We start from the raw sequence: 26,632 nt of genomic DNA on the forward strand, positions 1-26,632 counted from the left end.
CCGCGTGTGCGGCCGGATAAGCACCCGTTCACCAGAAGAGCTGTTCCTCATGCCTTGTCTTCGCCTTTCGTTACAAGGTTTGAGCGTGTCGAAGGCCGCGACCTCCGTGCGGAAAGTGTGCGCCTCTGCGGTGCGGTTGAAATAGGGATTAGTCCGTGGTTGATGTCGGTCGCCGCCGCGCGTGCACGTCCGCAGACATCGCACAAAAACGCCCTGCCGCCACCTGTGCATCAGGGTTGCAGCGGGATTTTCATCGCGCGATCAACGGGAACCGCTGCCACGCTGTTTTGCGGCGAGCCTTCGATCACCCGGTCCGAGTACGTCAGGTAAACCAGGGTGTTGCGGGTGGCATCCACCATGCGCACAATGCGTATCTTCTTGAAAACCAGCGATATCCGCTCGCTGAAAACCTCTTCCTGTTGCGGCAGCGGTTTGACAAACGAGACCGGCCCCACCTGACGGCAATCAATGGACGCCTCCGACTTGTCCTCGGCCAAACCCACAGCCCCCTTGATACCGCCGGTTTTGGCCCGGGAAACATAACAGGTCACGCCCCTGACCTTGGGGTCATCGTGGGCGTCGACCACAATTTTGTGATCTGGCCCGATGAACTTGAACACGGTGTCCACCTCGCCAATGCTCTGGGCGCGAACGGGTGACAAGGCGCCGAGCAGCAGCATGGGCAACAAGGACAACAAGGGCAACAGGGGGGACTTTTTCATGGCGTTTCCTTCAGCGTGAACATCCCCCACTATAGCCACGTCACTTCCTGGTAGCGACGCGGGTTGTCCGACCGGCGATCCCGGCGATTGGGCACGCCGTCTCCATCGCGGTCCCGGTCGGCCCGGTTGTGAATGCTGTCGCGGTCGCGGTCGCCGTCGTGGGGTACGCCGTGGGATCGGTAGTAGGGCTGACCGGCGCCGTAGGGCACGGCCACGCAGCCAGCCAGCGAAGCGGCGGCGAGCACAAGGGCAAGTTTTTTCAGGATGTCTATCTCCAGGTGAAGTTGAGCGTGCCACGCCATTGAAGTCCCGCCGGGTGTCGGTCACGTTTGCCTGGCCCCCGTGAACGGTGAGGCTGGCTGCAGGATGTGCGAGGGTGAACGCTGACGGCGTTGCGAGGGTCCGGCCGCTCCGCCGCTTTGCCATGAAATATGCAGCACTTCACGCCCATGCGGAAAGGACGGGAACCCTAGAATGCCTGAGAGCCCCTTGACCGGGCCTGATGCTGCCCCCGGGAACGCGCTGCAAGGGAGTAGCATCGGCCACGGCACCCTCCACCCAACCCCTGTCTCTGAGAAAGTCACGATTGCAAAAACTGCTTTTCACTGCCTGCCTGCTCATGACCGCTTCCGCGCTGCAGGCTGCCGGCGAGCCCGCACCGGCGAACGCCCACCCCCTGACAGGAACCTGGTCCTGGTCGCTGTTTGGCGGCAGTTGCACCGAGACCTGGCATTACCGCAGCAACCGCACGGTGCTCAGCACCAGCGGGCAGGAGGTGGCCGAAAAAACATACGAGGTCGCGAAGCTGCCGGACGCCAGCGGTTTCTACAAACTGGTGGAAACGGTGGTCCGGCAAAACGACAAGAAGGACTGTTCCGGGGCGCTGCTGGAAGGTCCGGGTGAACAAAGCACCCGCTTCATCCAGTTCAACCCGCAAGGCGACAAGATGCTGGTGTGTGACAAGGCGTCGCTCCAGGCCTGCTTTGGGCCCCTGTTGAAAATGCAATAGCCGTTGGCATGCAAGGCATGCGACGTGAAACCCGCCCCGACCCGACCAGCGAGGTCGGGGCAAGGTTTCAGGCCTGATCGCTCCGGACGCCAGCGCGCCGACGCCGCGTCGCAGCTGGCCTGAACGTCGGCACGGGCTGGCTGCGCCTGGCGACATAGCTGCCATAGAGCTTGGCCGCCACTCCGGAGGTGAGGGCAAAAACAAGCAGTTTACGAAGCATGAAGGACCTCCCGATTCAAAAAACGCCGAACAGCATCAAAAGGATGATGACGGTAACCGGCACACCGAGTAACCAGGCAATGATGGGCATGTGATTTCTCCTTGATAAGTACGAAATCCAAAGATAAACAGCGCCTGTCGGGACCCGTGCCGGAAGCGGACCCCAACAAAAGTAGGGCCAGACCTACATTGCCGCGTTGATCACCACACCGGGTGCGCAACCTGCGCCACAGAGCTTGGGTATATTGAGGCCTCGCTCCCCCTCCTGTTCAAGGTCGCCCCATCTCTGAAACCAACATGAAAAAGCTCTACAAATATTTCTTCCGCGGTCTGATCACGATCCTGCCGCTGGCCCTGACCCTGTACCTTCTTTTTGTCATGCTGGCATGGATGGAGACCCTGACGCTGTGGATCCTGCGGCCGCTGTTCGGTGACTTCTACATTCCGGGCATGGGGCTGGTGGTCGGCATGCTGGGCATTGTGCTGATTGGCTACCTGGTGTCCAACCCGAAGGTGCGCAAGGCGCTGCTTTTTGTCGAGTTGCCGTTCACCAACCTGCCGGTCGTCAAAAGCATTTACTCGTCGCTCAAGAGTTTTGCCGACTACTTTTCGCCAACAGGCAAGCAGGGTGAACAAAGCGTGGTGATCCTGCGGATGCCGGACCACGGGCTCGAAATTGTGGGCTTGATCACGCGCCGCAGTTTTGCGGATCTGCCCGCGGGCTTCCTGCCGGGGGAGCGTGTGGCGGTGTATTTGCCGATGGGCTACATGATTGGCGGCTACACCGTCTTTGTGCCTGTTGAATGGGTACAACCGATTGCGATGACGGTTGAGGAAGCGATGCGCTCGTCGATGTTCGCATGGATGGCGCGGCCGCCGACTTCTGCGGACAACGCGCCCCGCCTTTGAGACGGTAGCAGATTGCTATCAATAAAGTAGCTTCTGGCGCACGCCCATCAAGGGCTGGCAGCCAAAATGATCATGAAAAAGCGTGTTTCGCGCCTAGTGGGTGCGTGAAGGGCCCGGGCCGCGGCCGGCGATGTGCCGGAAAGTGATGCGGCCCTTGCTCAGGTCGTAAGGCGACAGCTCCAGCGACACCTGGTCACCCGCCAGAATGCGGATGTGGTTCTTGCGCATCTTGCCAGAGGTGTAAGCCACCAGCTTGTGGCCGTTGTCCAGCGTCACGCGAAAGCGCGAGTCCGGCAGCACTTCGTTGACCAGCCCGTGCATTTCAATCAGTTCTTCTTTGGCCATGATGAAAACTCCTTGGATATTTGAAAAAAATCTGTCGTGCAGGTGGTGGGCGGGGCCACTCAGGCGCAAACCGGCGACGTGCGTTCGTGAATCCAGCCCAGCGCATGCTCCGTCGCGTAATGCACGGCAGCCGCGGCACTGTCAAAAAGCCCGCTGAAACGCAGCACGCGGTCATGCGTGGCACTGCCGCGCCCGGAGCGGATGGAGACAGACGCAGCGTAAAGGCCTTCGCCCTGCGGCTTGGCGAGCGGGGAGACAAGGTACTTGCCCACCGCGATGTTGGTGTGATCGATGTTCATAAAGTCCGTGCCGGGTATTTTTCCCGGCTTGATAAATAAGGAAATAAGTGGCTTGCAAGCAAGCCCGCGCGTGTTCGGGTCCTGACCGCCAGGCTTTACAACATAAAGGGCTGGCTGGTTGAGCCTTGCGTGGGCACCGTTGGGAGGGGTGCTCGCCGGAAATGGAACAGTGTTTGAGAGGGTTCAGCACTGTAGGGGCACTGAACACACTGTGAATTCGGGCTCTTGGAAGCGCCGCATTTGAGAAGGAAGCCGCTTGGTAAGGGGGCTTCGATGAAAAAAGCTGATGCTTTACCGAAGTGCTTATTGTAACCCTTACCACGCCTGCCTGCACAAAGCCAGTACTGGGACGCAGGAAACAAGGCGCAGAGCGCCCGCCGGGGAGGTATTTTCAAGCAGGGGCCGCGGATCTGGCTCTGCCAGTCCGCAGGCGCAGCGCCCCCCCGGGGGGCAGAGAGCTACGCGCAGCGAGCGAACGTGGGGGCTCTCTCTATTGTTCAAACTGCGGATGCAGCAGCCGGATGCGACTCATGGCCATGCCGGCCGCTGCGGTGCGGGTTTCAACCCCGAGTTTGGCAAACACCCGCTCCAGGTGTTTTTTCACCGTCATCGGGCTGGTACCCAGAATATCGCCGATGTCGCGGTTGATCTTGCCCTTGACCACCCAGTACAGCACCTCGGCCTCCCGCGCCGTGAGCTTGAAACTCAGGCTCATGGCCTGGATCACCGTATCGTCCGATTCCTCGCGCATGATGATCAGCCAGTCATCGTCGCCGGTCTGCTGGTGCAGGCGAAAGGTCAGCCGGCGTGCCCCCGAGACGGCACTCCCGCACACCAGGCGCGGCGGTTCTATCTGGCGTTCAGCATCAAGCAAGTGGCGCCGCAGCCAGGTCAGCACCGCTTCCGGCGTCTGCGGTGCGCTGGTGCCGTAGTACTGCAGCAGCAACTCGCGCGCCAGCGGTGTCTGCCACATCAGCTTGCCGTCGCTGACACGCACCGTGATGGTGGCGTAGCCGAAGGCGTCGAGTGCATTGCGCGCCTGGCGCTTCTCGCGCGCGCCCTGCAGATGCACGCCGATGCGCGCCAGCACCTCCTTTGGCTTGATCGGCTTGGTCACGTAATCGACGCCGCCCGAATCGAGCGCGGCCACCAGATACTCAGTCTCGGTCAGCCCGGTCATGAAGATGATGGGGATATGCGCGGTCCGTGCGTCGGCCTTCAGGCGTTTGGCGACCTCGAAGCCGTCCATGCCCGGCATCATGGCGTCGAGCAGCACGATGTCGGGCAGGGCCTGGACGGCGCGCTGCAGGGCCGCCTCGCCGTGCGTGGCCACCAGCACGGTGAAGCCCGATTCGTCGAGCGCATCGTGCAGCACCGACAGGTTGTCGGGCACGTCGTCGACGATCAGCACCACATCGCTGTTGGCGCGGTCCAGCGTCTGCGCGAGCACGCGGTCATTCATGGGGGTACCTCGCTGAGCTGCCGGCTCATGGTTTCAAACTGGAACTGGCGCGCCAGGCCGCGCATCTCGGCGGCAAAACCGGCACTCAGCGGCTGCGATTTTTCAATCTCGTCGAGCGTGTTCATGATGCCGCGAAAATAGCCCAGGTTCACCACCTCGCGCAGGGCCTCGAGCTGCGCGGGCGGCGGATAGACGTGCGGCAGCGCCGGGCTGGCGGGAGCAGCGGGGGCTTGCGCCGGGGCTTCCAGCCAGACCAGTTGCAGGCGCCGCTCCAGCCAGTCCAGCAACTCGCTGTGGCGCACCGGCTTGAGGATGAAGTCCTCCAGCCGGATGCCGACGTCGTTGTCCAGGCCCTTGTCGAAGGCATTGGCCGACACAATGGCAATGTGCGCCCCCACGCTTTTCACTGCATGTAATGCGCGAGGCCTTGCAGGCCGCCCCTCGTCAGAGGCTTCGCTTCTGTCGCCTGTCCCAACCTGTTCAAGCAGGTTTGGAGCCTCCGGCTCCAGCCCCTCGGGGGTGATGCATTCTTGGGGCGGCCCGACGGCGGGGGTCGTGTGGCCCAGCGCGCGCAAGCGGCGAATCGTCTCCCAGCCGTCAATGCCCGGCATGGCCAGGTCCACCAGGATCACCTCGGGCCGGTAGCCGGCGGCCAGCAAATCCAGGCAGTCATGGCCGCTGGCGGCGGTGCGCAGCTCGAAACCCAGCGGCTCCAGCACATTGACCAGCAGTTCGCGGTCGGCCTCTTCGTTGTCCACCACCAGCACACGCCGGCGCTCGCCCGCATAACCGTAACGCGCCTTGTGCGCGCGCGAAGACCGCACCGGCAATGCCGCGCCGGGCGCCAGCCGGACCTCGGGCAAAAACAGCTTGACGCGAAACACCGAGCCGATGTCGGGCGTGCTGGCCACCGTGAGTTCGCCGCCCATCAGGTCGGTCAGCATCTTGGCAATCGTCAGGCCCAGGCCGGCACCTGGCGCGGCCGGTCCGGGCATAGACGCGCGCGTGAAGGGCTCGAAGATGCGCTCGATCTCCTGCGCCGACAGGCCGGGGCCGGTGTCTTCGATCTCGATGCTGGCCATCTCGCGCGCGTATTTCAAGCGCAGGTTGATGCGGCCCTTGGCGGTGAATTTGATGGCGTTGCCCAGCAGGTTGATCAGGATTTGCCGCACACGTTTTTCGTCGGCGCGCACCACCACCGGCAGTGTGCCCTCGGACTCGAAGTGAAAACCCAGGCCCTTGGCCTGCGCCTCGAGTTCGAACATCCCGGTCAGTTCCTGCACGAAGTCGGTGAAGTGCATGGGTTTGACATTGAGCGTGAGTTTGCCGCTCTCAATCCGCGCAATGTCCAGCGTGCCTTCGATCAGCGACAGCAAATGTTCACCGCCGCGTTTGATCACACCCACGGCCTGCTGCCGATGCGGCGGAATCGAGGTGTCCTCGCCCATCAGTTGCGCATAACCGAGGATGCTGTTGAGCGGTGTGCGCAATTCGTGGCTGATCGCGCTGATGTAGCGGCTCTTGGCCTGGTTGGCGAGGTCGGCCACACGTTTGGCCTGCTGCAGCGCCTCGTCCGTCTGGCGGTGCGACTCGATTTCCTTCATCAGCAAATGCGTCTGGCGGTTCGATTCTTCCTGTGCCACCTGCCGGCTCTTGTGCGCCAGCACCAGCCACCAGGCCACCAGCCCGGCGATCACCAGCAGCGCCATGTAGGCCTTCAGAAAGCCCGAGCGCAGCGCCGACTCCGACGCAGCCTGCAGGTCCAGCAGGGCCCTCATTTCCTGGTGATACAGCAGGCCGAAGACGCTGGCCAGCAAGGGCACGATGACCAGCATCAGCAGCAGGAAGTGGCCCAGTCCGGTATCGAGGTAAGGCCAGATGCGGCGTGGCAACAGCCAGCGCAGCGTCGCCGACCACTGCGCGGACAGGCTGGCCTGCGGCTTACACAAATCGCCGCAGCGCGCGTCCAGCGTGCAGCACAGCGAGCAGATGGGGCCCTGGTAGGCCGGGCAATGCGCCATGTCCGGGCCTTCGTAGTCACGCTCGCAGATCACGCAGCGCTTGAGCGCATACGGTTGGTCGTTGCCCTGGGCATCGGTCTCGGGCGCCTCGCCCCGTCGCGCGATGTAGTAGCGCCCTTTCGTGGCCCAGGCAATCAGCGGTGAGGTGACAAAAGCCGTGCCCAATGCAATCACCGCAGAAAAAGCCTGCGCGAACGGGCCGAACAGCCCAAGGTGAGCACTCACCGACAGCAGCGAGGCCAGCGCCATCGCGCCGACCCCGACCGGGTTGATGTCGTAGAGATGGGCGCGCTTGAATTCGATGCCCTTGGGCGACAGGCCCAGCGGCTTGTTGATGACCAGGTCGGCGACCACCGCCATCATCCACGCGATGGCGATGTTGGAGTACAGGCCCAGCACGTCGCCCAGCGCCTGAAACACATTCATCTCCATCAACATGAAGGCGATCAGGGTGTTGAACACCACCCACACCACCCGCCCCGGGTGGCTGTGCGTCAGGCGCGAGAAGAAGTTGGACCAGGCCAGCGAGCCGGCATAGGCGTTGGTGACGTTGATCTTGAGCTGCGAGATCACCACAAACAGCGCGGTCGCGGCCACCGCCCAGCCGTAATGCGGAAACACATATTCATACGCCGCCAGGTACATCTGGTTCGGGTCCACCGCACGCTCGACCGGGACCATGTGCTGGATCGCCAGGTAGGCCAGAAACGCGCCGCCCAGCATCTTGAGCACCCCGAGCACCACCCAGCCCGGGCCACCGGCCAGCACGCTGGCCCACCAGCGCCGGCTGTTGGCCGCGGTGCGTGCCGGCATGAAACGCAGGTAGTCGGCCTGCTCACCCATTTGCGTGATCAGCGCGATGCCCACCGTCAAGGCGGCACCAAACAAGTGCAGATCAAAACCCGAATTGCCCCCTTTCTCACCTTTGTAGTGCGTTATTCCCGCAAAAGCACCCGGATCACGCACCAGAACATACACAAACGGCACCACCAGCATGATCAGCCACAGCGGCTGGGTCCATATCTGAAGGCGGCTGATGACAGACACGCCGTAGGTCACCAGCGGAATCACCACCAGCGCGCAGATCAGGTAGCCCCAGCTCGGCGGAATGCCCAGCGCCAGCTCCAGCGCATAGGCCATGACGGCAGCCTCCAGCGCAAAAAAAATGAAGGTGAAGGACGCGTAGATCAGCGAGGTCAGGGTCGAGCCGATGTAGCCAAAGCCGGCGCCGCGCGTCAGCAGGTCCATGTCCACACCGTAACGGGCGGCGTAAATGCTGATCGGAAGGCCGGCCATGAAAATGATCAGCCCGGTGGCGACGATGGCCCAGAAGGCGTTGGTAAACCCATACTGCACCAGCAAGGTGGCGCCGACCGCCTCCAGGATCAGAAACGAGGCCGCGCCGAAAGCGGTGTTGGCGACCCGCCATTCCGACCATTTGCGAAAACGCTGAGGCGTGAAACGCAGCGCGTAGTCTTCCATGGTTTCGCTGGCCACCCAGCTGTTGTAGTCGCGCCTGACCTTGATGATGCGCTGCACCGGCGCTTCCGGCTCGGCCGGCGCCAGCGGCGCAGGCGCCCACGGGGGCACGGCCTGCGTCTTCAGGGTCAGCGGTGCGGCTGGGGTGTCCATGGGGGTGGGGGTGTCAATACGTCATCAGGCGGAGCTGATGAAGTGCAGATTCCATGCCACAGAGGGAAAACCATCCCGTTCCTGTGGCACCATTCTTGCACCCCGGCACACCAACAATGCCGCAGCCGCCCCCGGAGAACCCATGGAATTGACCCCCCGAGAAAAAGACAAGCTGCTGATCTTCACGGCCGCCCTGCTGGCCGAACGGCGCCAGGCCAGGGGTCTGAAACTGAACTACCCCGAAGCCGTCGCGCTGATCAGCGCCGCCGTGATGGAAGGTGCGCGCGACGGAAAAACCGTGGCCCAGCTCATGAGCGAAGGCCGGACCCTCCTGACACGCGCCGACGTGATGGACGGCATCCCCGAGCTGATTCCCGACATCCAGGTCGAAGCCACCTTTCCCGACGGCACCAAACTTGTCACCGTTCACCAGCCGATTGTTTAAACAAGCCGAGACAGCACCATGCAAATCAAATCCAAGAACGCTCTCTTTTTTATAGCTGCTTGCGCCCTGTCGATGGGGGCTAGCGCCCATATTGGCCATGAAGCCACCGAGGGGGCGCACAGCCACGCCAGCGCCTTTCTGGGCGGCTTCCTGCATCCGCTGACCGGCCTGGACCACCTCTCAGCCATGGTCGCGGTCGGCCTGTGGAGCGCACTCGCAGCGCGCCGCGCCTGGCCCAACCTGCTGTGGGCGCCGCTGGGTTTCGCCGCCATGCTGCTGGTCGGTGCCGCGCTCGGACTGCAGGGGGTGGCTTTGCCGGCTGTCGAACCCATGATCGCGGCCTCGCTGCTGGTCCTCGGCCTGCTGGTACTGACGCGCTGGCGCGTCCCCGGCATCGGCGCTGCCGCCCTGGTCGGCGTGTTTGCAGTGTTCCACGGCGTGGCCCACGGCTACGAGCTCGCCGGCGATGCCACCGCGCTGCCGGTCGTGGCCGGCATGTTGTCCGCCACCCTGCTGATACACGCCGCCGGCGTGGCGGTCGGCTGGGGCCTGCGCCACGCCAACGTCTGGGTGCCGCGTCTGGCCGGTGCCGGCGTGGCAGTCTTCGGTCTGGCCCTGCTCGGCCGCCTCGCTTAAGGTGAGTTCATGATTCCCGGCGAACTGATCACTGACGGCCCCGACCACCAACTCAATACAGGGCGCCGCACCCTGACCGTGGTGGTGCAAAACAGCGCCGACCGGCCGATCCAGGTCGGCTCGCACTACCACTTCGCCGAAACCAATGGCGCGCTGGCTTTCGACCGCGCCGCCGCGCAGGGCATGCGCCTGAACATCGCGTCCGGCACGGCCGTTCGCTTCGAGCCGGGGCAACAGCGCACGGTGGAGCTGGTGGACTTCGCCGGCGAACGAAAGATTTACGGCTTTCGCGGCCTTGTCCAAGGGAAGATTTGATGCCCCCACGTTCATCACTTCGTGTATTCACTGCCCCCCGAGGGGGCGCTGGCCTCCCTTGGGGCGGCCCTGCGGGAGTCCGTTAATGGCAACGATAGGAAGACGCGCTTACGCAGAAATGTTCGGTCCCACCGTGGGCGACCGCCTGCGCCTGTCCGATACCGAGCTGATGGTCGAGGTCGAGGCGGACTACACCTTGCGTGCCGGCAGCTACGGCGAAGAAGTCAAATTCGGCGGCGGCAAGACCATCCGTGACGGCATGGCGCAGTCACAGAAAACGCGGGCAGAAGGTGCGATGGACTGCGTGATGACCAACGCGCTCATCGTCGACCACTGGGGCATCGTCAAGGCCGACATTGGCCTCAAGGGCGGGCGCATTACGGCCATCGGCAAGGCCGGCAACCCCGACACCCAGCCCGGGGTCGAGATGATCATTGGCCCCGGCACCGAGATCATCAGCTGCGAAGGCATGATCGTCACCGCCGGCGGCATCGACTCGCACATCCATTTCATCTGCCCGCAGCAGATCGAGGAAGCGCTGACCTCGGGTGTCACCACCATGCTGGGAGGCGGTACCGGCCCGGCCACCGGTACCTTTGCCACCACCTGCACACCCGGCCCGTGGAACATTGAACGCATGTTGCAGGCGGCCGACGCCTTTGCTATGAACCTGGGTTTTCTCGGCAAGGGCAACGCCAGCCTGCCGGCCGCGCTGCATGAACAAATCGATGCCGGCGTGATCGGTCTGAAGCTGCACGAGGACTGGGGCACGACCCCGGCCGCGATCAGCAACTGCCTCGACGTGGCGGACGAGACCGACACGCAGGTGGCCATTCACAGCGACACGCTCAACGAAAGCGGTTTTGTCGAGAACACGATTGCCGCGACCAAGGGCCGCACCCTGTGCGCCTTTCACACCGAAGGCGCGGGCGGCGGCCATGCACCCGACATCCTCAAGGTGGTCGGGGAGCAGAACTTTCTGCCGTCCTCGACCAACCCGACCATGCCCTACACCGTCAACACGCTGGACGAACATGTGGACATGCTGATGGTCTGCCACCACCTCGACCCGGCGATCGCCGAGGACCTGGCCTTTGCCGAGAGCCGCATCCGCAAGGAAACGATTGCCGCCGAAGACGTGCTGCACGACCTGGGCGCGATCAGCATGATGAGCAGCGACAGCCAGGCCATGGGCCGCGTCGGCGAGGTCATCATCCGCACCTGGCAGACCGCGCACAAGATGAAGGTCCAGCGGGGTCACCTCGCGCCTCCCGCCAACCCTCACCCTCCATCCCTCTCCCGTGGGGAGAGGGAAGCGATTGGTGGCCTGCCGAGTACAGCAGACCATAGCCCTCGGTGTGACAACTTCCGCGTCAAGCGTTACATCAGCAAATACACCATCAACCCGGCGATCGCCCACGGTATCTCCCACGAGGTCGGCTCCGTCGAAGTCGGCAAGTGGGCCGACCTGGTGGTCTGGAAGCCGGCCTTCTTCGGCATCAAGCCGGCGCTGATTCTCAAGGGCGGCTTCATCGCGATGGCCGCCATGGGCGACCCCAACGCTTCCATCCCGACCCCGCAGCCGGTGCACTACCGGCCCATGTTCGGCGGCTTCGGCGGCGCGATTGCCAAGGGCTCGCTGACCTTCGTCTCGCAGGCGGGTCTGGCCGGCGGCATCAAGGAGCGTTTTGGTCTGGCCAAGAACATCGCCGCCGTGAAAAATATCCGCGGCGTACAGAAGCGCCACATGATCCACAATGACTATGCGCCGAAAATGGAAGTGGATGCGCAGACCTACTTGGTGCGCGCCGACGGCCAGTTGTTGACCTGCGAGCCGGCGACCAGCCTGCCCATGACGCAGCGCTATTTTCTTTTCTGAAACGAACTTCATCCATGCTCCAGGTTTCCAAAATCATGCCGCAGGGCGCTGGCCTGGCACCCGTGCTGCTCAAGCGCGCTGCCACGGTCGAACTCGACTGGGACATCCGCCAGAAAAGCCGCTTCGAGGCCACCGACTCGCTGGGCCGCCAGCTCGGCATTTTTCTGCCACGCGGCACGCTGGTGCGAGGTGCTGACGTACTGGTGGCCGAAGACGGCTCCATGATCAGGGTCATTGCTGCGCCGCAAACCGTGCTGCGCGTCACCGCCTGTAACGCGCATGGCTCACCGTTCGACCTGGCCCGCGCGGCCTACCATCTCGGCAACCGGCATGTGCCGATTGAGCTCAAGCCGGACCACCTGAAGATCGAGCCCGACCATGTGCTGGCGGAGATGCTGCGCTCCATGCACCTGATCGTCAACGAAGTCAGCGAGTCCTTCGAACCGGAAGGTGGCGCCTACAGCGCGGGCGGCCACAGCCACGAGCACAGCCATGCGCATGCACCGGCTGCGGCGCCTGCGCCCCACGTGCACGGGCCCGACTGCAATCACGGCCACGATCACGGACATGACCACGCGCACGAGGCGCCGCCGGTCGCGATCCAGATCCACCCCCACAAGCCGCACAGCCATTGAGCGCCACGGCCCAGCCCCTGCCGGCCGCCAGCCTGCTGCAGCTGATCTGGCTGGCCTCCCCGGCCCTGCCCGTCGGCGGGTTTTCCTACTCCGAAGGGCTGGAAGCCGGCGTGGACCGGGCGGGAGTAGCTACGGAAAGCATAGCGGCCGACTGGCTCAGCGACCAGATGCAGCTGAGCCTGGCGCGCGCCGACCTGGCGGTGATCGCACAGGCGATTCCGGCCTGGCGCAGCGCCAAACTTGACAAGGTCAAAGCCCTCAACGACTGGATGCTGCAGACCCGCGAAACCAGCGAGCTGCGGGCGCAGACCGAACAGATGGGCCGCTCGCTGCTCGACTGGCTGCGCAATCACCACAGCATTAGCGATGCAGCGATCGATGCTTGCGCGAAGTTGCCACCGACCTACCCCGTCACCTTCGCACTGGCCGCCTCGCCACTGGCTGCCGGTGTGACCGATTGCCTGACCGCCTACGCGTTTGGCTGGGCCGAAAACATGATGCAGGCCGCGCTCAAATCGGTGCCGCTGGGCCAGAGCGCCGGCCAGCGCATCCTGGCGCGGCTGGCTGCAGAAATTCCGGCAGCCATCACGACGGCGATGGCGCTGGAAGACCATGAACGCCAGGCCTTTTCGCCCATGCTGGCGATTCTTTCATCGCAACACGAAACCCAGTATTCCCGGCTTTTCCGCTCCTGAGCGCGAAGTCACCATTCCGAGGCACTTCCGATGAGCATGCACCACATCCCCAATCGAACCAAAAAACTCCCTCCGCTGCGCGTAGGCATTGGCGGGCCGGTCGGCTCCGGAAAAACCACCCTGCTTGAAATGTTGTGCAAGGCCATGAAGGGCAAGTACGACCTGGTCGCGATCACCAACGACATCTACACCAAGGAAGACCAGCGCATCCTCACCGTCAGCGGCGCGCTCGATGCCGAACGCATCATGGGTGTGGAAACCGGCGGCTGCCCGCACACCGCGATCCGCGAAGACGCATCCATCAACCTCGAAGCCATCGACCGCATGCTGGAAGACTTTCCCGACGCCGACGTGGTGTTTGTCGAGTCCGGCGGCGACAACCTGGCCGCCACCTTCAGCCCCGAACTCAGCGACCTGACGATTTACGTGATTGACGTCGCCGCCGGCGAAAAAATTCCGCGCAAGGGTGGCCCGGGCATCACCAAAAGCGATCTGTTCGTCATCAACAAGACCGACCTCGCCCCCTACGTGGGCGCCGACCTGGCCGTGATGGAAGCCGACACCATCCGCATGCGCACCACGACCAAGGGCCTCAAGCCTTTTGTCATGACCAACCTCAAGACCAACACGGGCCTGGCGGAGGTGGTGGCGTTTATCGAAAGCAGAGGCATGCTGGGCGCGGCTTGAACCTGAGCCGGGGTGCCCGCCTCTAGAGTTCGCCTGCGTCCTTGAGAACGCGCGCCTTGTAAATCAGACGCACGCTGGTTCGGCCCGCAGAACCGGATTGCAGGGCCAGAATGTCCACGCCGTCGTGCACCCAGGAGGCGCTTCCCGCCTCCACGCTGGACAAAGCGCCGTGCAGCGGCAGTTCGGGCCCATACTGAGCCTGCAGCGAGGCCACCAGATGCGCGAAAGCCTCGCCGGAGGTTGAGGACGTGCCGGGTTGCAGCAGCAGTTCCACGCGCTGCAGCGCCGGCCCGGCAAAAAAGAAGGTCTCGTCGAAAGCCAGACCCGCCTGCTGGACACCATCAACCCTCCAGCGCCCGACAGCACCAGCGACGGACTGCGGCCGAGGAACCGGATGAAGGCCCGGTACAGCTTCGCGCAACTCGGAAACGGTCACGCCCAGGTGCACCCCGGGCGGAATCAGCGGCTGTGCGAGCGGCTGTGCGGCTGCAGGGCCGGCCCAAACAGCCAGCAACAAGCTGACGAGAGCGGGCCAACAACGAAAGGGGGAAATCATGGGAGTAGATTGAGCTACGGGCCGGTGACGGACCGTCTGGCGGAAGCGGTGAGATTCGAACTCACGAAAGGTTTCCCTTTGCCGGTTTTCAAGACCGGTGCAATCGACCACTCTGCCACGCTTCCAGGAGGGGTAGTTTAACCGCTAACAGGCGAACCGACTCCAGGCCGCCTGGCTTGACACGCCGCGTGGAAGGGATCGGCGAGACCGTGGTGAAGGCCGCGGATCACAAGAACATCCGGCGCCGTTTTCCTGGTGCACCCCACCCCTGCGATATTCCCGGCAGCAGACGGTTTACTGCCGCCGGCCGGCGCAGTACCATTTGTGCTGCATGCCACCCCGCGCATGTCCATCGGCTTCCAGGGAGTCAGCCATGAACCGTCTCGTCAAACATCTGGTTTTCGCGTTGCTGTCTGTCTGCTCAGCGGCCTTTGCCGCGGGCGACGTGAGCAGTTCGGCGGACGCCGGCGCTTCTGCCGACCCTGTGCTGGCAGCCACCCAGGCAGCGTTTGCGAAGAAGGACTGGGCCGCCGCCCAGAGCGGCTTGCAGAAAGCGCTGGCGGGCTCGCCGCAAAATGCCGACTATCACAACCTCTACGCCTATTCGATCCGCAAGGGCGCGAATCCGGACATGGCGCTGGTGTTCAAGCACTATGGGGAAGCCCTGCGGCTCAACCCGAAACACCGCGGCGCGCATGAGTATGTGGGCGAGGCCTACCTGATGGTGGGGGACCTGGCCAAGGCCAGGCAGCATCTGGCCGCGCTCGACAAGCTGTGCTTCATGCCCTGCGAAGAGTACACCGACCTGAAGAAGGCGATTGCCGCCTACGAGGCCAGACGCAAGCCCTGACCGGCCGGCCCCGCCCATGAGCGGGGAAGATCGCCTGCAGCGTTGGGAGGCGCCCCTGCCACCCTCGAATACCGAACTATCTCGCGCCGGCGTTACCTGCCGGAGCAACCCCGGCGGAGGCTTGCTTGCGCGAGGACTCCTGCACATCGTAAGAGCCGAAGACCTCACGGGCCGAGCGCGTTTCCGGGAGGATATAGACGATGCCATTTGTTCCGGTAAACGACGGACTCACCACGTTTTCATAGAACTTGACCGGCACATTGATGCAGCCAAAGGAAATGCGGTTGTCCAGTGGACTCGGTGTGGCCAGGCGCTCTGCCCGTCGCTCCTTGGGCTGCCCCGTCACGACCCGGTGCAGCGAAAGGGCAGAGTCATAATCCACCCACAGAACCTCCTGGCCGTGGATATCCCGGTCCAGTGAAGCCACAAAACGACCGGCAGGCGTGGTGCGCTCAGACGGAAGAATGCTCGACAGCTTGCGCTGACCAATTCCGGGAACGGTGTCATCGCCCACGGCCAGGCCCAGCAGCGCAGCAGACGCGCCTCGAAGCTGTCCCTGGGCATTGAACATATACACGCGGGCCTGTGCCTTGTCGATGATCATGAAGGGCAAATTGCCGTTGTTGGCCGAGTCAACCACCCAGTCGGCCAATTTCCTGGACTCCGGCGAAGACGCTTCCTGGCCAAAGTTGGCCAGCCTGACAAGCTGAACCGGCGCGGCCTGCGGGTCGGCAGATGCCGAGGCGCTGGCGTTATCACGCGAAGTTATGGCAGGTTCTGGCGTGCCTGAAGGTGGGGAGTTCGGTGCGGCGGCGGCTGGAAGTATCACTGCAGTGAGCGCAACTGCTCCCGGCAGGACACATCGGGCCAGAAAGAGGAAGACAGAGCGGGTGAAACTGGTCTGCGGCAGACCACCCCCAAGCCGGCGTTCATTATTTTTTATCTGAGTTGGCATGGTGTTGATCCTGAGCGCGAGACGATAACCTGTCAAGGCAGGCTGAGTCGTCACATTATGCAGGCTTGACCGTGACACGGCAGGGCATATTCACGGCAAATCTCTGTCTCGCCATTCCTTGACAGGGAACCCGACACAACCACAGGGGAAGTTCTCGTTCGTTTTGTCCCTTTGCCGATGGCTGAATGAGCGAGTCATCCTCCAGCATCAGGTCAAGCGACGGGGGTCACGGAAGCATGTACTTCTACTTCTGCAACCCCCTCCAAGACCTACTTAGTTACGGCCCTGTTTGGCGGGACGTGCTGGTGGCTCGTACGCGGGCGTTGGCGCGGCGGCGGGTGCGACCACGGGCGCAGGAGGCGCGACGTACACCGGTGCAGGGGCAGGCGCCGGAGCGACATAGGCCGGTGGCACGTAGGCTTGCGCAACAGGCGTCTGGGCTTTGGGGCCAAAACGGTAGACCAGGCCAAGGGATGCCATATCGATGTGGCCGCGGTTGCGGACCGGGTCCTCGATGCGGTAGCGTTCCAGTTCGCCACGCAAAGCCAGCGCTTCGGTGATGGCGTATTGCATGCCCACGCCGACCTTGAGGTTGGTTTTGTTGCTACGCGTGCTGGAGGGGTTCACAGGGACGGAGCCGGTGCTGTTGAAGCTGGCCCGGCTTTGTGCGTAAGCCGCACCAACGCGACCGAACACCGAGAAGCGATCAGACAAAGGCAACATGCCCACCAGATCCAGGTTCAGACCACGAACGCGAGTTTCACCGTTGAAGGTGCCGGGTGCGTTACCGACAATTTGGTTGGCGTTAACCGTGTAGCTGGACTTGCCCAGATCAAAATAACCACCTTCCACCGCAAAATTTCGGTTGAGCTGGTAGCCGCCGAACAGTTTGTAGCCCGTGCCGCTGTTGTCCTCAGTCGCGGTACCGACCCTCAAACCCTGACCGACCAGCGTCCGGTTGATGGAGTCGTTGTTGAAGTCGGCGCGGGTACGACCGATGTTGCCGCCAATATACGGACCGGTGGTCTCGTCTTGCGCAAAGGCGCCGGAGCTGGAAACAGTTGCCAGTACCGCCAGAGCGATAAGACCCAGTCCGCGCCGGGCTGCCGGGAATTTTGATGCTGTCATGATGTTTGTCCTAAGGGTTGAGACAGTTGATAAAAAAGCCGCTGATTCATTGCTGGCCTGGCTCGTATTGACAAATTCGAGTCACACCAAGAGTGAAATCACCCGCTAATGTGGGCGGGCATGTGTCGTCCGTTTGTAGGAAGATGGCAGCAATCACCGTCATTTCGCAAAAAAGCAACACTGCGAATTCGCGAGGGGATGCTTGGGCCGGGTCATGGGGGTGCGTATCCCGGGTCCTGCGATGCCCAACCTGAGAGAGACTGCTTGGGCCAAAAGCCGGCCGCTGCCCCAAAGCGAACAGCCGGTTTATGACTGTGCAGGATCCAGAAACAGCGTCTGCAAATCGTTCAGGAAGTCAAAGCCGCGCTCGGTTGGCTTGACGCGCGCAAAGTCCCGCTCGATCAGGCCCTTGCGTTCGGCCTCATCCAGCCCGGCCTGGATCGCCGTCAACGGCAAGCCGGTTTTTTCGGCAAAGTCCTGCAGCTTGAAGCCCTCCCGCAGGCGCAGGGCGTTGAGCATGAACTCGAACGGCAAATCGGCACGGCTGACCTCGTTGTCCTGCGCCACCGGCGTGCCGGCGAGCGCCTTGTCCATGTAAAGCCTGGGTTCGCGAAAACGCACCTGGCGTACCACGCGGTGCGCAAAACTGAGCTTGCTGTGGGCGCCGGCGCCTATGCCCAGGTAGTCGCCGAACTTCCAGTAGTTCAGGTTGTGCAGGCAGCGGTGGCCGGGCCGGGCATAGGCCGACACCTCATACCGGTCCATGCCGGCTGCGGCGGTCAGTTCGGTGATGCGGTCCAGCATGGCGTAGGCGTCGTCTTCTTCCGGCAGCACAGGCGGATGTTTGGCGAAGAAGGTGTTGGGTTCGACCGTCAGGTGGTAGATCGAAATATGCGGCGGCGCAAACGCCAGCGCCTGCAGCATGTCGCGCTCCAGCCCATCCAGCGTCTGGCCCGGCAAGGCGTACATGATGTCCAGGTTGAAGGTGTCGAAAGCCTGCGCGGCTTCCTCGACCGCGGCCAGCGCCTGGGCGCGGTCGTGCACGCGGCCCAGGGCTTTCAGGTGCCCGTCGTCAAAGCTTTGCACGCCTATCGACAGCCGTGTGACACCGGCGCTGCGAAAGGCCTTGAAGCGGTGTTTTTCAAAGGTGCCGGGGTTGGCTTCCAGCGTGATTTCGCAGTCGGGCTCCAGCCGCAGCCGCGCGCGGATGTCAGCCAGCAGGCGGTCGATGGCCTGCGGCGAAAACAGGCTGGGCGTGCCGCCGCCAATGAAGATGCTGTGCACCGTGCGGCCCCAGATCAGCGGCAGCGAGGCTTCGAGGTCGGCCATCAGCGCGCCCAGGTAACGCTGCTCGGGCAACTCGCCGGAAACTTCATGCGAGTTGAAATCGCAGTAAGGGCACTTCTTGAGGCACCAGGGCAGGTGCACATACAGCGACAGCGGCGGCAATGCAGACAGCTGCAGCGTGCCTTCCCGCATGTAGTGCTGGATGTCCTTGAGCCCCGCCCCGGCTTCCTCCCCGGGCGACGCGCTGACGACGGGAATGGGAAAAGTCATGGGACTACGAACACGAAAGCGCTCACAGCCAGCGCTCGCGCATCAGGTCCATCATCTGGCGCGCCGCCATGCCGCGGTGGCTGTGGGCGTTTTTCACCTCGACCGGCAATTGCGCAAAGGTCTTGCCGAAGGCCGGGATGTACATCACCGGGTCAAAACCAAAGCCGTTGCTGCCCACCGGCTCGCGCGCGATCTCGCCGCTGACACGGCCCATCGCAATCAGCGGCTCGGGGTCGTCGGCTGAACGCACGGCGACCAGGGTGCTGACAAGCGCGGCGCGGCGCTGTTCCAAGCCGGCCATCTGTTCGAGCAGGGCGCGCACATTGTTGTCGTCGCCCTTGTCGTAGCCAAACTGCGTGGCGTAAAAGGCCGTGTCCACACCCGGCAGCCCGCCGAAGGCATCAACACACAGGCCGGCGTCGTCGGCCAGCGCCGGCAGGCCACTGAGCCGTGATGCATGACGCGCCTTGGCCAGGGCGTTTTCGACAAAAGTCCGAAAGGGTTCCTCGGCCTCCGGGATGCCCAGGTCGGACTGTTTCACCAGCGTCACGTCCAGCGGTGCCAGCATGGCCTGCAGTTCAGCGAGTTTTCCGGGGTTGTTCGATGCGAGTACGATTTTCATAATTAAAATAAGGCTGTAGCCCAATCGGGACGTGCGCAAGCAGCTATTAATTCAGGAGCGACTGCTCCTGCAGCGTGACCAGCTCGCTGATGCCTTTTTCAGCCAGCAGCAGCAACGCATCCATCTCCTTGCGCGAGAAGGCCGCGCCTTCCGCTGTGCCCTGCACCTCGACGTAATGGCCGGCGCCGGTCATCACCACGTTCATGTCGGTGTCGCAACTGACGTCTTCAATGTATTCGAGGTCGAGCAAGGGCGTGCCCTGCACGATGCCGACGGAGATGGCGGCCACGTGCCCGATGATCGGTGTTTCCTTGAGTTTGCCTTCAGCCAGCAATTTGTTCACCGCGTCCTGCGCAGCAACGAAGGCGCCGGTGATGCTGGCCGTGCGTGTGCCGCCGTCTGCCTGGATCACATCGCAGTCGAGATGAATGGTGCGTTCACCGAGTTTTTTCAGGTCAAACACCGCACGCATCGAGCGCCCGATCAGGCGCTGGATCTCCTGCGTGCGCCCGCTCTGCTTGCCGCGCGCGGCCTCGCGGTCGCTGCGGGTGTGGGTGGCACGCGGCAGCATGCCGTATTCAGCGGTGACCCAGCCCTCGCCACTGCCCTTTTTGTGGCCCGGCACTTTCTCCTCGACCGAGGCGGTGCAGAGCACCCGCGTCGCGCCAAACTCGATCAGGACCGAACCTTCCGCATAGGCGGTGTAGGCCCGGGTGATGCGCACCGGGCGCAACTGGTCAGCGGCACGGGCGTTGCTTCGTGAAAATGAACTCATGGTCAGGGCTTTCTGGCGTCGCTGCGCCCGGGGGAAACAGGAAAAAAAGAATAGGGAAGTCAGGCCAAAGGCAGCACCTGCGCGAAGGCGGCCAAGCTGCCTGAAGGAAACTCAGGCCTTTTTTGCCGCCGAGCGGCGGATCGCCTCGTTGATTTCAGCGATGGAACGTTCGATCGCCGCATCGTCAAGGTCTTCGACGCTGGAGTCGAGCACGCCGGCTTGAATGGTCGATGCAAACACGCCGTCCATGATGCTGTCGGTCGAAATGCCGCGCGTCGATTCAAAAGCGTCGGGGGTTTCCCATTCCATCGCCAGCACGGTGACGTTGTCGCTGTGCTCGCCGCCATTACGCAGCGCGTGTTCGACCATGTCGGGCACGGCCTCGGACACGCTGTTGCCAGCCATATGGCGGACAATTTCAGCGTCGGTCAGTGTGCCCCACAGCCCGTCGGAGCACAGCATCAGCTTGTCGCCCTGCTGCAGGACCACCGGGCCGGCGATGTCGAACACCGGCTTGGACGGGGAGCCCAGGCAGGTGAACAGGATGTTGCGGTTCAGGCGCTCGAGTTTGATGATGCCGGCGTTTTGCTGCTCCAGGTAGGAGTGGTCACGCGTGCGGGTCAGCAGCTCGCCGTCTCGCACCACGTAGAGCCGCGAGTCACCGCAATGGACCCAGGTCGCGCCCGATCCCTGCAAAATGGCTGCCACCACCGTGGTGCGAGGCGTGTCGAGCATGCCTTTTTCGCTGGCATAACGGATGATCTGGTGGTGCGCCGCCATCAGGGCCGACGACAGGAATTCGGTGGTGTCCCTGACCAGCGGCCGGGCTTCCTTCTGATACAGCGCGGAAATGGTCTGCAGCGCCAGCTGGGCCGCGACCTCGCCTTCGGGGTGGCCGCCCATGCCGTCGGCCAGCACAAACAGGCCCGACTCGCGCGTGTAGCAATACCCCATGCGGTCTTCGTTTTTCTCGCGACCACCCTTGCGACTGACCTGAAATACCGAGAATTTCATTTGAATTTCGTCGCAAAGCCGGTGGCCTTGCGCGCGGTTTTCTTGGTGTCTGACACCATGTTGTCAAACTGAAGCCGCATTTTTTCGCCGACCGTCAGCTTGGTGTAGCGACGCTCACCCTCGCGGCTGAGCTCTTTTTGCAGGGCAAAAACCGATTGCGGCCGGGACAGGGGATCGAGTGACATGCACCATTCAACCACTTCAATGAGGTTGTCTGAATACACGCCGCGCAAACGGGACAGTGCAAGCGACAGACGGTCTTTTTCAAGGCGCTGCGGCGCATCATTGGGCGGATAACCCTGCATGGTCGCGTAAATGCAGGCGCCTATCGCGTAAATGTCGGTCCAGGGCCCCATCGACGAATCACGGCGGTACATCTCGGGCGCGGCGAAACCAGGTGTGTACATGGGCCGGATGAAGTTGCCTTCCTTGCTCAACACCTCGCGGGCGGCGCCGAAGTCGATCATCACGGCTTTGTTGTCGTCGGTCACGAAGATGTTGGCCGGCTTGATGTCCAGGTGCAGCATCTTGTGCTGATGCACGATGCGCAAACCGCGCAGGATTTCGTCAAACAGCGAGCGGATCGTCGACTCGCGAAACACCTTCTGCTTTTTGAGTTCGCGTGCGGTGATGATGAAATCCTGCAGGGTGCCACCCTCCAGGTAGTTCATCACCATGTAGACGGTTTCGTTTTCGCGGAAGAAGTTGAGCACGCTCACCACGGACGCGTGCGAAATCTGGGCCAGCGAGCGACCTTCCTCGAAAAAACTCTTCAGCCCCAGTCGGTACAGTGAGAGCTTTTCCGGCTGCACCTGGGGCAGCAATTCACCCGGCGGGCGACTCGCCAGCGACGACGGCAGATACTCCTTGATGGCGACCTGCTGGCCCTCGTTGTCGACGGCCAAGTAAACTACCCCAAACCCGCCGGCCGACAGCTTGCGCACGACGCGATAGCCGCCAATGACGGTATCGGGTGGGAGTGGCGCGGGCTTGACCTTTGACATAATTCGGGATTGATGCAAGGTGACGGGATCACCAGGTCCTGTTTACTCTACGAAAAGCGTATTACTAAATGTCAGTTTACAGCATGACAGGCTATGCAGCCGTCCAATCCAACCCCGCGCGAAATACCCCTGAAACAGACGCCGGGACGGACGTCAGCGCACGCCTGGGTGTGGAGATACGCTCGGTCAACAGCCGCTTTCTGGACTTGGCCTTCCGCCTGCCCGATGAATTGCGCCAGGTCGAGCCGGCCTTGCGCGAGCTGCTGACCGGCAAGCTAAAGCGCGGCAAGATAGAAATGCGTGTCTCGCTGGAGAGCAACTCCGGCAGCAACCTGCGCGCCCCGGCGGCCAGCACGCTGCAGCGCCTGGGCTCCCTGGAAGACACGGTGAAATCGTGGCTGCCCCATGCCGCCGCCCTCAGTGTGGCCGACGTGCTGCGGCTGGCCGGCGGCGAAGACAAAACCATCCATGACTACAGCGACGAGTTGCTCAAACTGTCCAAAAAGGCTCTGAAGGACCTGCTCGCGGCCCGGGAGCGCGAAGGTGCCCGGCTGGCGCAGATGCTGCTGGACCGCACGGCCCAGTTGCGGGCGCTGGCGGCCTCGGCCGTGCCCATGGTGCCGAAACTGGTCGAGCAGCAAAAAATCCGTTTCATGGAACGCTGGCAGGAAGCCATGGCGCTGGGCGGCGGCAGTACCCTGCCCGAAGCGGCGCAGGACCGGGCCCTGACGGAAGCCACCTCCTTTGCGATACGCATCGATGTGGCGGAGGAAATCACGCGTCTGTCCTCCCATCTGGACGAAATCGACCGGCTGCTGGCGGCCGGCGGCGAGGTGGGCAAACGACTCGACTTCCTGATCCAGGAGCTGCACCGCGAAGCCAACACGCTGGGCTCAAAATCCGGGTCGCTGGAACTTACCCATGTCTCGGTGGACATGAAGGTGCTGATAGAGCAGATTCGCGAGCAGGTCCAGAACATCGAATAAGGCCTGACCGGCCAGAACAACAACCTACAACACCCGCCGCTATGGACTATCCCGGAAATCTCTTCGTTGTCGCGGCGCCCAGTGGCGCCGGCAAATCCAGTCTGGTCAAGGCCCTGATGGAGCTCGATGCGCGGGTGCAACCGGCGGTGTCACACACCACCCGGCCGCCCCGCGGGCAGGAAAAACATGGCCGCGAATATTTCTTTATTTCGTCGGAGGAGTTTGACGGCATGGTGCTGCGGGACTCCTTCCTCGAATGGGCCCATGTCCATGGCCAGCGTTACGGCACGTCGCGGCAGACGATCGAGGAACGCGTGGCGACCGGTGCCGACGTCATCCTGGAAATCGACTTTCAGGGAGCGATCAACATCAAGCGCATTTTCAGCAACGCGGTCCTGATTTTCATCCTGCCGCCCAGTTGGGAAGAGTTGCGCTCACGGCTGGAGCGCCGCGGCGAGGATGCGCCGGAAGTGATCGAACTGCGCCTGAAAAATGCGGCCATCGAGATGGCCCAGGCCCGTGAATTCGATTTCGTTATAATCAACGAGTTATTTGAGCGGGCGGTTTTCGACCTGAAAACCATTGTTCATGCCCAACGGCTCAAGTTTGCAGCCCAACGACGTGCCCGAGCCGAGACCTTCAAGGCCTTGCACATTGACTGACCTGCTGCTTTATCCCCCCATTGCGTTTAACCCGGAGATCATCATGGCCCGCATCACTGTTGAAGACTGCCTGGAAAAAATCCCCAACCGCTTCCAGCTCGTTCTGGCCGCGACCTACCGCGCGCGCATGCTCAGCCAGGGCCATGCACCCAAGATCGAAAGCAAGAACAAGCCGGGCGTGACCGCCTTGCGCGAAATCGCCGAAGGCAAAATTGGCCTCGAAATGCTGAAAAAGGTTCCAGGCTAAAGCCCCCTTCTCTATCCTCCAGAAAGCACCGCCCGCGGTGCTTTTTTGTTTTCTCAACGTCGTGGAATGCCCGCTTTTTTCACGTTTTATCGGCACCACGATACATTTAAGGCATGAGCGCCCTGGATTTTCCCATCGCAAGCATCAAGTCCACGCCGGCTGCCGCCAATGCCGCCGCAGCGAGTTTTGCTGCGCTCACGGCCAAACTGGACTACATGAGCGTCGAGGACGTCAATAACGTCCGCACCGCCTACCGCTTTGCCGATGAAGCGCATCTGGGCCAAATCCGCAACGGCGGCCTGCCCTACATCACCCATCCGATCGCTGTAGCGCAGCAGTGCGCCGAATGGAAGCTGGATGCCCAGGCCCTCATGGCCGCCCTGCTGCACGATGCAATCGAGGACTGCGGCGTCACCAAGCCGGAGCTGATCGAGCGTTTCGGCGCGCCGGTCGCGGAACTGGTGGACGGCCTGACCAAGCTGGAAAAACTGGAGTTCAATACCCGCGAGGAAAACCAGGCCGAATCGTTTCGCAAGATGCTGCTGGCGATGGCGCGTGATGTCCGCGTCATCCTGATCAAGCTGGCCGACCGCAGCCACAACATGCGCACACTCGGCGACGTGCCGCGCAGCAAGTGGCAGCGCATCTCGCGCGAGACCCTGGACATCTATGCGCCGATCGCGCACCGCCTTGGCCTGAACGCCACCTACCGAGAGCTGCAGGACCTCGCCTTCCAGCACCTGTACCCCTGGCGTTATGCCACGCTGACCAAGGCCCTGACCCGTGCACGCGGCCGCAGGCGCGACGTGATCAAGCGTGTCCAGTCCGAAGTGGAAGCAGCGTTTGCCGGCGCCGGCATCCAGGTGCATATCTACGGGCGCGAAAAAGCCCTCTATTCGATCTATCGCAAGATGGATGAAAAACACCTGTCGTTTGCGCAGGTGACGGACATCTACGGTTTTCGCGTCATTGTTGCCAGCGTCACTGCCTGCTACACCGCCATGGGCGTGTTGCACCAGCTCTACAAGCCCTTGCCGGGCAAGTTCAAGGACTACATCGCGATTCCCAAGGTCAATGGCTACCAGTCGCTGCACACCACGCTGGTCGGCCCCTTCGGCACCAACATCGAATTCCAGATGCGCACCGAGGCCATGCACATCGTGGCCGAATCCGGCGTTGCCGCGCACTGGCTCTACAAGGCCACCGACCCGGACAGTGACGCCTCGCAGCGGCTGGGCACCCAGTGGCTGCAGTCCCTGCTCGATATCCAGCATGAGACGCGGGATGCCGCCGAGTTCTGGGACCACGTCAAGATCGACCTGTTCCCCGACGCCGTGTATGTGTTCACGCCGAAAAGCCAGATCATGGCCATGCCACGCGGCGCCACCATTGTCGATTTTGCCTACGCCATCCATAGCGACGTGGGGCACCGCGCCGTGGCCGCCAAGGTCAACGGCGAGCAGGTTCCGCTGCGATCGGAGCTGCACAACGGCGACGTGATCGAGATCATCACCGCGTCGGTCTCCAGCCCCAACCCCGCCTGGCTGGGTTTTGTGCGCACGGGCAAGGCCCGGTCAAAAATCCGCCATCACCTCAAAACCATGGCCCTGAGCGAGTCGCAGGACCTCGGCGAGAAAATGCTGGCGCAAGCCCTGCGGGCCGAGGGCATAGACCGCGAGCGGCTGTCCGAGGACGACGACGCCCACCACGCCACCTGGGAAAAAATCCTGCGCTTCAGCGGCAACCGCACGCGCGCCGAGTTGCTGACCGACATCGGCCTGGGCAAACGGATCGCCAGCATGATCGCCAAACGCATCGTCACCCTGCTGGCGGAAACCGGCGAAAAACCGGACCCTTTGCTGATGAGCCGCGAGCGTTACACCGCGCACGAGTCGATTTCTCAGGGTGCCTTGGTGCTGGACGGCAGCGAAGGCGCCTCGGTGAAGTTTGCCCCGTGTTGCCGTCCCATCCCGGGCGATGCCATCGTGGGTTATCTGGGACGCGGTGAAGGCCTGGTGGTCCACACGGACGACTGTGCCGTCGCCAAAAAGCTGCAGCACCGCGACAGCGAGCGCTTCATTGCGGTTGACTGGTCGGACGAACCCACCCGTGCCTTTGAAACCGGCCTGCTGGTCACGGTCACCAATGGCAAAGGCGTGCTTGCCCGCGTGGCCTCGGCGCTGGCCGCCGCCGAAGCCGACATCACGCGGGTCGACATGGGACAGGAGCCGGCGCAGGACGCCACTGACCTGCGCTTTGATGTGGCCGTGCGTGACCGCATTCACCTGGCGTCGGTCATGCGCGGCGTCAAGCGCACGCCTTCGGTTTTGCGGGTCCAGCGCGCCAAACCAGGCGTCTGAACCGCC

At 62.8% G+C, this 26,632-nt stretch carries 29 protein-coding genes and 1 tRNA gene; 14 read left to right on the top strand and 16 right to left on the bottom strand.

From position 1 onward, the window contains the following. Positions 1-230: 230 nt before the first annotated feature. A complete protein-coding gene (locus tag PSV26_RS05540; RefSeq protein ID WP_300514595.1) occupies positions 231-680 on the bottom strand; it encodes a CreA family protein in 450 nt (149 codons plus the stop codon). Positions 681-751: 71 nt separating this feature from the next. Continuing rightward, the gene (locus tag PSV26_RS05545; RefSeq protein ID WP_300568677.1) at positions 752-1,024 is read right to left on the bottom strand and encodes a hypothetical protein; all 273 of its coding nucleotides are present in this window, start codon (positions 1,022-1,024) and stop codon (positions 752-754) included. 317 nt (positions 1,025-1,341) lie between these two features. On the opposite strand from PSV26_RS05545, the gene PSV26_RS05550 reads away from it, so the two are divergent. Continuing rightward, the gene (locus PSV26_RS05550) at positions 1,342-1,731 is read left to right on the top strand and encodes a hypothetical protein (RefSeq protein ID WP_300568680.1); all 390 of its coding nucleotides are present in this window, start codon (positions 1,342-1,344) and stop codon (positions 1,729-1,731) included. 67 nt (positions 1,732-1,798) lie between these two features. Here the strand turns inward: PSV26_RS05550 and PSV26_RS05555 are convergent, their stop codons facing one another. Continuing rightward, positions 1,799-1,951 carry a hypothetical protein gene (locus PSV26_RS05555; RefSeq protein WP_300568682.1) on the bottom strand — a complete coding sequence of 51 codons (153 nt, stop codon included), beginning with the start codon at positions 1,949-1,951 and terminating at the stop codon, positions 1,799-1,801. A gap of 296 nt (positions 1,952-2,247) precedes the next feature. Between PSV26_RS05555 and PSV26_RS05560 the strand changes: the two genes are divergently transcribed. Continuing rightward, on the top strand, positions 2,248-2,859 hold the full coding sequence (locus PSV26_RS05560; protein WP_300568685.1) for a DUF502 domain-containing protein: 612 nt from the start codon (positions 2,248-2,250) through the stop codon (positions 2,857-2,859). A gap of 93 nt (positions 2,860-2,952) precedes the next feature. Here the strand turns inward: PSV26_RS05560 and infA are convergent, their stop codons facing one another. The 4 genes from infA to PSV26_RS05580 all read right to left on the bottom strand — a co-directional run bounded on the left by infA (position 2,953) and on the right by PSV26_RS05580 (position 8,618). Next, positions 2,953-3,204, bottom strand: a complete 252-nt coding sequence (infA, locus tag PSV26_RS05565; RefSeq protein ID WP_077592971.1) for a translation initiation factor IF-1 — start codon at positions 3,202-3,204, stop codon at positions 2,953-2,955. Between the two features lie 59 nt (positions 3,205-3,263). Continuing rightward, the gene (locus PSV26_RS05570) at positions 3,264-3,503 is read right to left on the bottom strand and encodes a hypothetical protein (RefSeq protein WP_096695462.1); all 240 of its coding nucleotides are present in this window, start codon (positions 3,501-3,503) and stop codon (positions 3,264-3,266) included. Positions 3,504-3,993: 490 nt separating this feature from the next. Beyond that, positions 3,994-4,965, bottom strand: a complete 972-nt coding sequence (locus PSV26_RS05575) for a response regulator transcription factor (RefSeq protein ID WP_300568688.1) — start codon at positions 4,963-4,965, stop codon at positions 3,994-3,996. Continuing rightward, positions 4,962-8,618 carry an ATP-binding protein gene (locus PSV26_RS05580; RefSeq protein WP_300568690.1) on the bottom strand — a complete coding sequence of 1,219 codons (3,657 nt, stop codon included), beginning with the start codon at positions 8,616-8,618 and terminating at the stop codon, positions 4,962-4,964. The genes PSV26_RS05575 and PSV26_RS05580 overlap by 4 nt, the downstream gene beginning before the upstream one ends. A 142-nt stretch (positions 8,619-8,760) precedes the next feature. On the opposite strand from PSV26_RS05580, the gene PSV26_RS05585 reads away from it, so the two are divergent. The 7 genes from PSV26_RS05585 (at position 8,761) to ureG (ending at position 13,910) form a co-directional block, all read left to right on the top strand. Further along, on the top strand, positions 8,761-9,063 hold the full coding sequence (locus PSV26_RS05585; protein WP_300513499.1) for an urease subunit gamma: 303 nt from the start codon (positions 8,761-8,763) through the stop codon (positions 9,061-9,063). 18 nt (positions 9,064-9,081) lie between these two features. Next, positions 9,082-9,699: a HupE/UreJ family protein gene (locus PSV26_RS05590; RefSeq protein ID WP_300568693.1), complete on the top strand. Its 618-nt coding sequence runs from the start codon at positions 9,082-9,084 to the stop codon at positions 9,697-9,699. A gap of 9 nt (positions 9,700-9,708) precedes the next feature. Further along, positions 9,709-10,014: an urease subunit beta gene (locus PSV26_RS05595; protein ID WP_300568695.1), complete on the top strand. Its 306-nt coding sequence runs from the start codon at positions 9,709-9,711 to the stop codon at positions 10,012-10,014. Between the two features lie 85 nt (positions 10,015-10,099). Then, a complete protein-coding gene (locus PSV26_RS05600) occupies positions 10,100-11,893 on the top strand; it encodes an urease subunit alpha (protein WP_300568697.1) in 1,794 nt (597 codons plus the stop codon). A 14-nt stretch (positions 11,894-11,907) separates the two neighbouring features. Beyond that, positions 11,908-12,528 (top strand): urease accessory protein UreE, encoded by a 621-nt coding sequence (ureE, locus tag PSV26_RS05605; RefSeq protein ID WP_300568700.1) that lies wholly within the window; start codon positions 11,908-11,910, stop codon positions 12,526-12,528. Beyond that, positions 12,525-13,223: an urease accessory UreF family protein gene (locus tag PSV26_RS05610; protein ID WP_300568703.1), complete on the top strand. Its 699-nt coding sequence runs from the start codon at positions 12,525-12,527 to the stop codon at positions 13,221-13,223. Before ureE ends, PSV26_RS05610 begins: the two co-directional genes overlap by 4 nt. 30 nt (positions 13,224-13,253) lie before the next feature. Next, positions 13,254-13,910 (top strand): urease accessory protein UreG, encoded by a 657-nt coding sequence (gene ureG, locus PSV26_RS05615; RefSeq protein ID WP_300568706.1) that lies wholly within the window; start codon positions 13,254-13,256, stop codon positions 13,908-13,910. 22 nt (positions 13,911-13,932) lie between these two features. Here ureG and PSV26_RS05620 read toward each other — a convergent pair whose 3' ends face one another. Both PSV26_RS05620 and PSV26_RS05625 read right to left on the bottom strand, forming a co-directional pair. Then, positions 13,933-14,466, bottom strand: coding sequence for a hypothetical protein (locus tag PSV26_RS05620; RefSeq protein ID WP_300568709.1), 534 nt, complete (start codon positions 14,464-14,466; stop codon positions 13,933-13,935). A 37-nt stretch (positions 14,467-14,503) separates the two neighbouring features. Then, positions 14,504-14,591, bottom strand: a tRNA-Ser gene (locus PSV26_RS05625). 248 nt (positions 14,592-14,839) lie between these two features. Here PSV26_RS05625 and PSV26_RS05630 point away from each other — a divergent pair. Further along, a complete protein-coding gene (locus tag PSV26_RS05630) occupies positions 14,840-15,316 on the top strand; it encodes a hypothetical protein (protein WP_300513513.1) in 477 nt (158 codons plus the stop codon). Between the two features lie 76 nt (positions 15,317-15,392). Here PSV26_RS05630 and PSV26_RS05635 read toward each other — a convergent pair whose 3' ends face one another. The 7 genes from PSV26_RS05635 to PSV26_RS05665 all read right to left on the bottom strand — a co-directional run bounded on the left by PSV26_RS05635 (position 15,393) and on the right by PSV26_RS05665 (position 22,371). Then, positions 15,393-16,271: a hypothetical protein gene (locus PSV26_RS05635; protein WP_300568712.1), complete on the bottom strand. Its 879-nt coding sequence runs from the start codon at positions 16,269-16,271 to the stop codon at positions 15,393-15,395. Positions 16,272-16,544: 273 nt separating this feature from the next. After that, positions 16,545-17,399, bottom strand: a complete 855-nt coding sequence (locus PSV26_RS05640; protein WP_300513517.1) for an outer membrane beta-barrel protein — start codon at positions 17,397-17,399, stop codon at positions 16,545-16,547. A 306-nt stretch (positions 17,400-17,705) separates the two neighbouring features. Then, positions 17,706-18,956, bottom strand: a complete 1,251-nt coding sequence (gene hemW / locus PSV26_RS05645; protein ID WP_300568715.1) for a radical SAM family heme chaperone HemW — start codon at positions 18,954-18,956, stop codon at positions 17,706-17,708. Positions 18,957-18,978: 22 nt separating this feature from the next. After that, positions 18,979-19,578: an RdgB/HAM1 family non-canonical purine NTP pyrophosphatase gene (gene rdgB, locus PSV26_RS05650; protein ID WP_300513520.1), complete on the bottom strand. Its 600-nt coding sequence runs from the start codon at positions 19,576-19,578 to the stop codon at positions 18,979-18,981. Positions 19,579-19,624: 46 nt separating this feature from the next. Further along, a complete protein-coding gene (gene rph, locus PSV26_RS05655) occupies positions 19,625-20,353 on the bottom strand; it encodes a ribonuclease PH (RefSeq protein WP_300568717.1) in 729 nt (242 codons plus the stop codon). A 111-nt stretch (positions 20,354-20,464) separates the two neighbouring features. Beyond that, on the bottom strand, positions 20,465-21,367 hold the full coding sequence (locus PSV26_RS05660) for a PP2C family serine/threonine-protein phosphatase (protein ID WP_300513524.1): 903 nt from the start codon (positions 21,365-21,367) through the stop codon (positions 20,465-20,467). Continuing rightward, positions 21,364-22,371: a serine/threonine-protein kinase gene (locus PSV26_RS05665; protein ID WP_077592949.1), complete on the bottom strand. Its 1,008-nt coding sequence runs from the start codon at positions 22,369-22,371 to the stop codon at positions 21,364-21,366. Before PSV26_RS05665 ends, PSV26_RS05660 begins: the two co-directional genes overlap by 4 nt. 68 nt (positions 22,372-22,439) lie before the next feature. Between PSV26_RS05665 and PSV26_RS05670 the strand changes: the two genes are divergently transcribed. The 4 genes from PSV26_RS05670 to PSV26_RS05685 all read left to right on the top strand — a co-directional run bounded on the left by PSV26_RS05670 (position 22,440) and on the right by PSV26_RS05685 (position 26,626). Continuing rightward, entirely contained in the window at positions 22,440-23,357 is a 918-nt protein-coding gene (locus PSV26_RS05670; RefSeq protein ID WP_300513526.1) for a YicC/YloC family endoribonuclease, read from the top strand. A gap of 41 nt (positions 23,358-23,398) precedes the next feature. Further along, positions 23,399-24,019 (top strand): guanylate kinase, encoded by a 621-nt coding sequence (gmk, locus tag PSV26_RS05675; protein ID WP_300514053.1) that lies wholly within the window; start codon positions 23,399-23,401, stop codon positions 24,017-24,019. Positions 24,020-24,062: 43 nt separating this feature from the next. Then, complete coding sequence (gene rpoZ / locus PSV26_RS05680) at positions 24,063-24,266, top strand: DNA-directed RNA polymerase subunit omega (protein ID WP_077592946.1); 204 nt, start codon at positions 24,063-24,065, stop codon at positions 24,264-24,266. Between the two features lie 113 nt (positions 24,267-24,379). Further along, positions 24,380-26,626, top strand: a complete 2,247-nt coding sequence (locus tag PSV26_RS05685) for a bifunctional (p)ppGpp synthetase/guanosine-3',5'-bis(diphosphate) 3'-pyrophosphohydrolase (RefSeq protein WP_300568719.1) — start codon at positions 24,380-24,382, stop codon at positions 26,624-26,626. Positions 26,627-26,632 lie beyond the last annotated feature (6 nt).

It is taken from the genome of Polaromonas sp. (genome assembly GCF_029945685.1).
Classification (GTDB): Bacteria; Pseudomonadota; Gammaproteobacteria; order Burkholderiales; family Burkholderiaceae_C; genus Polaromonas.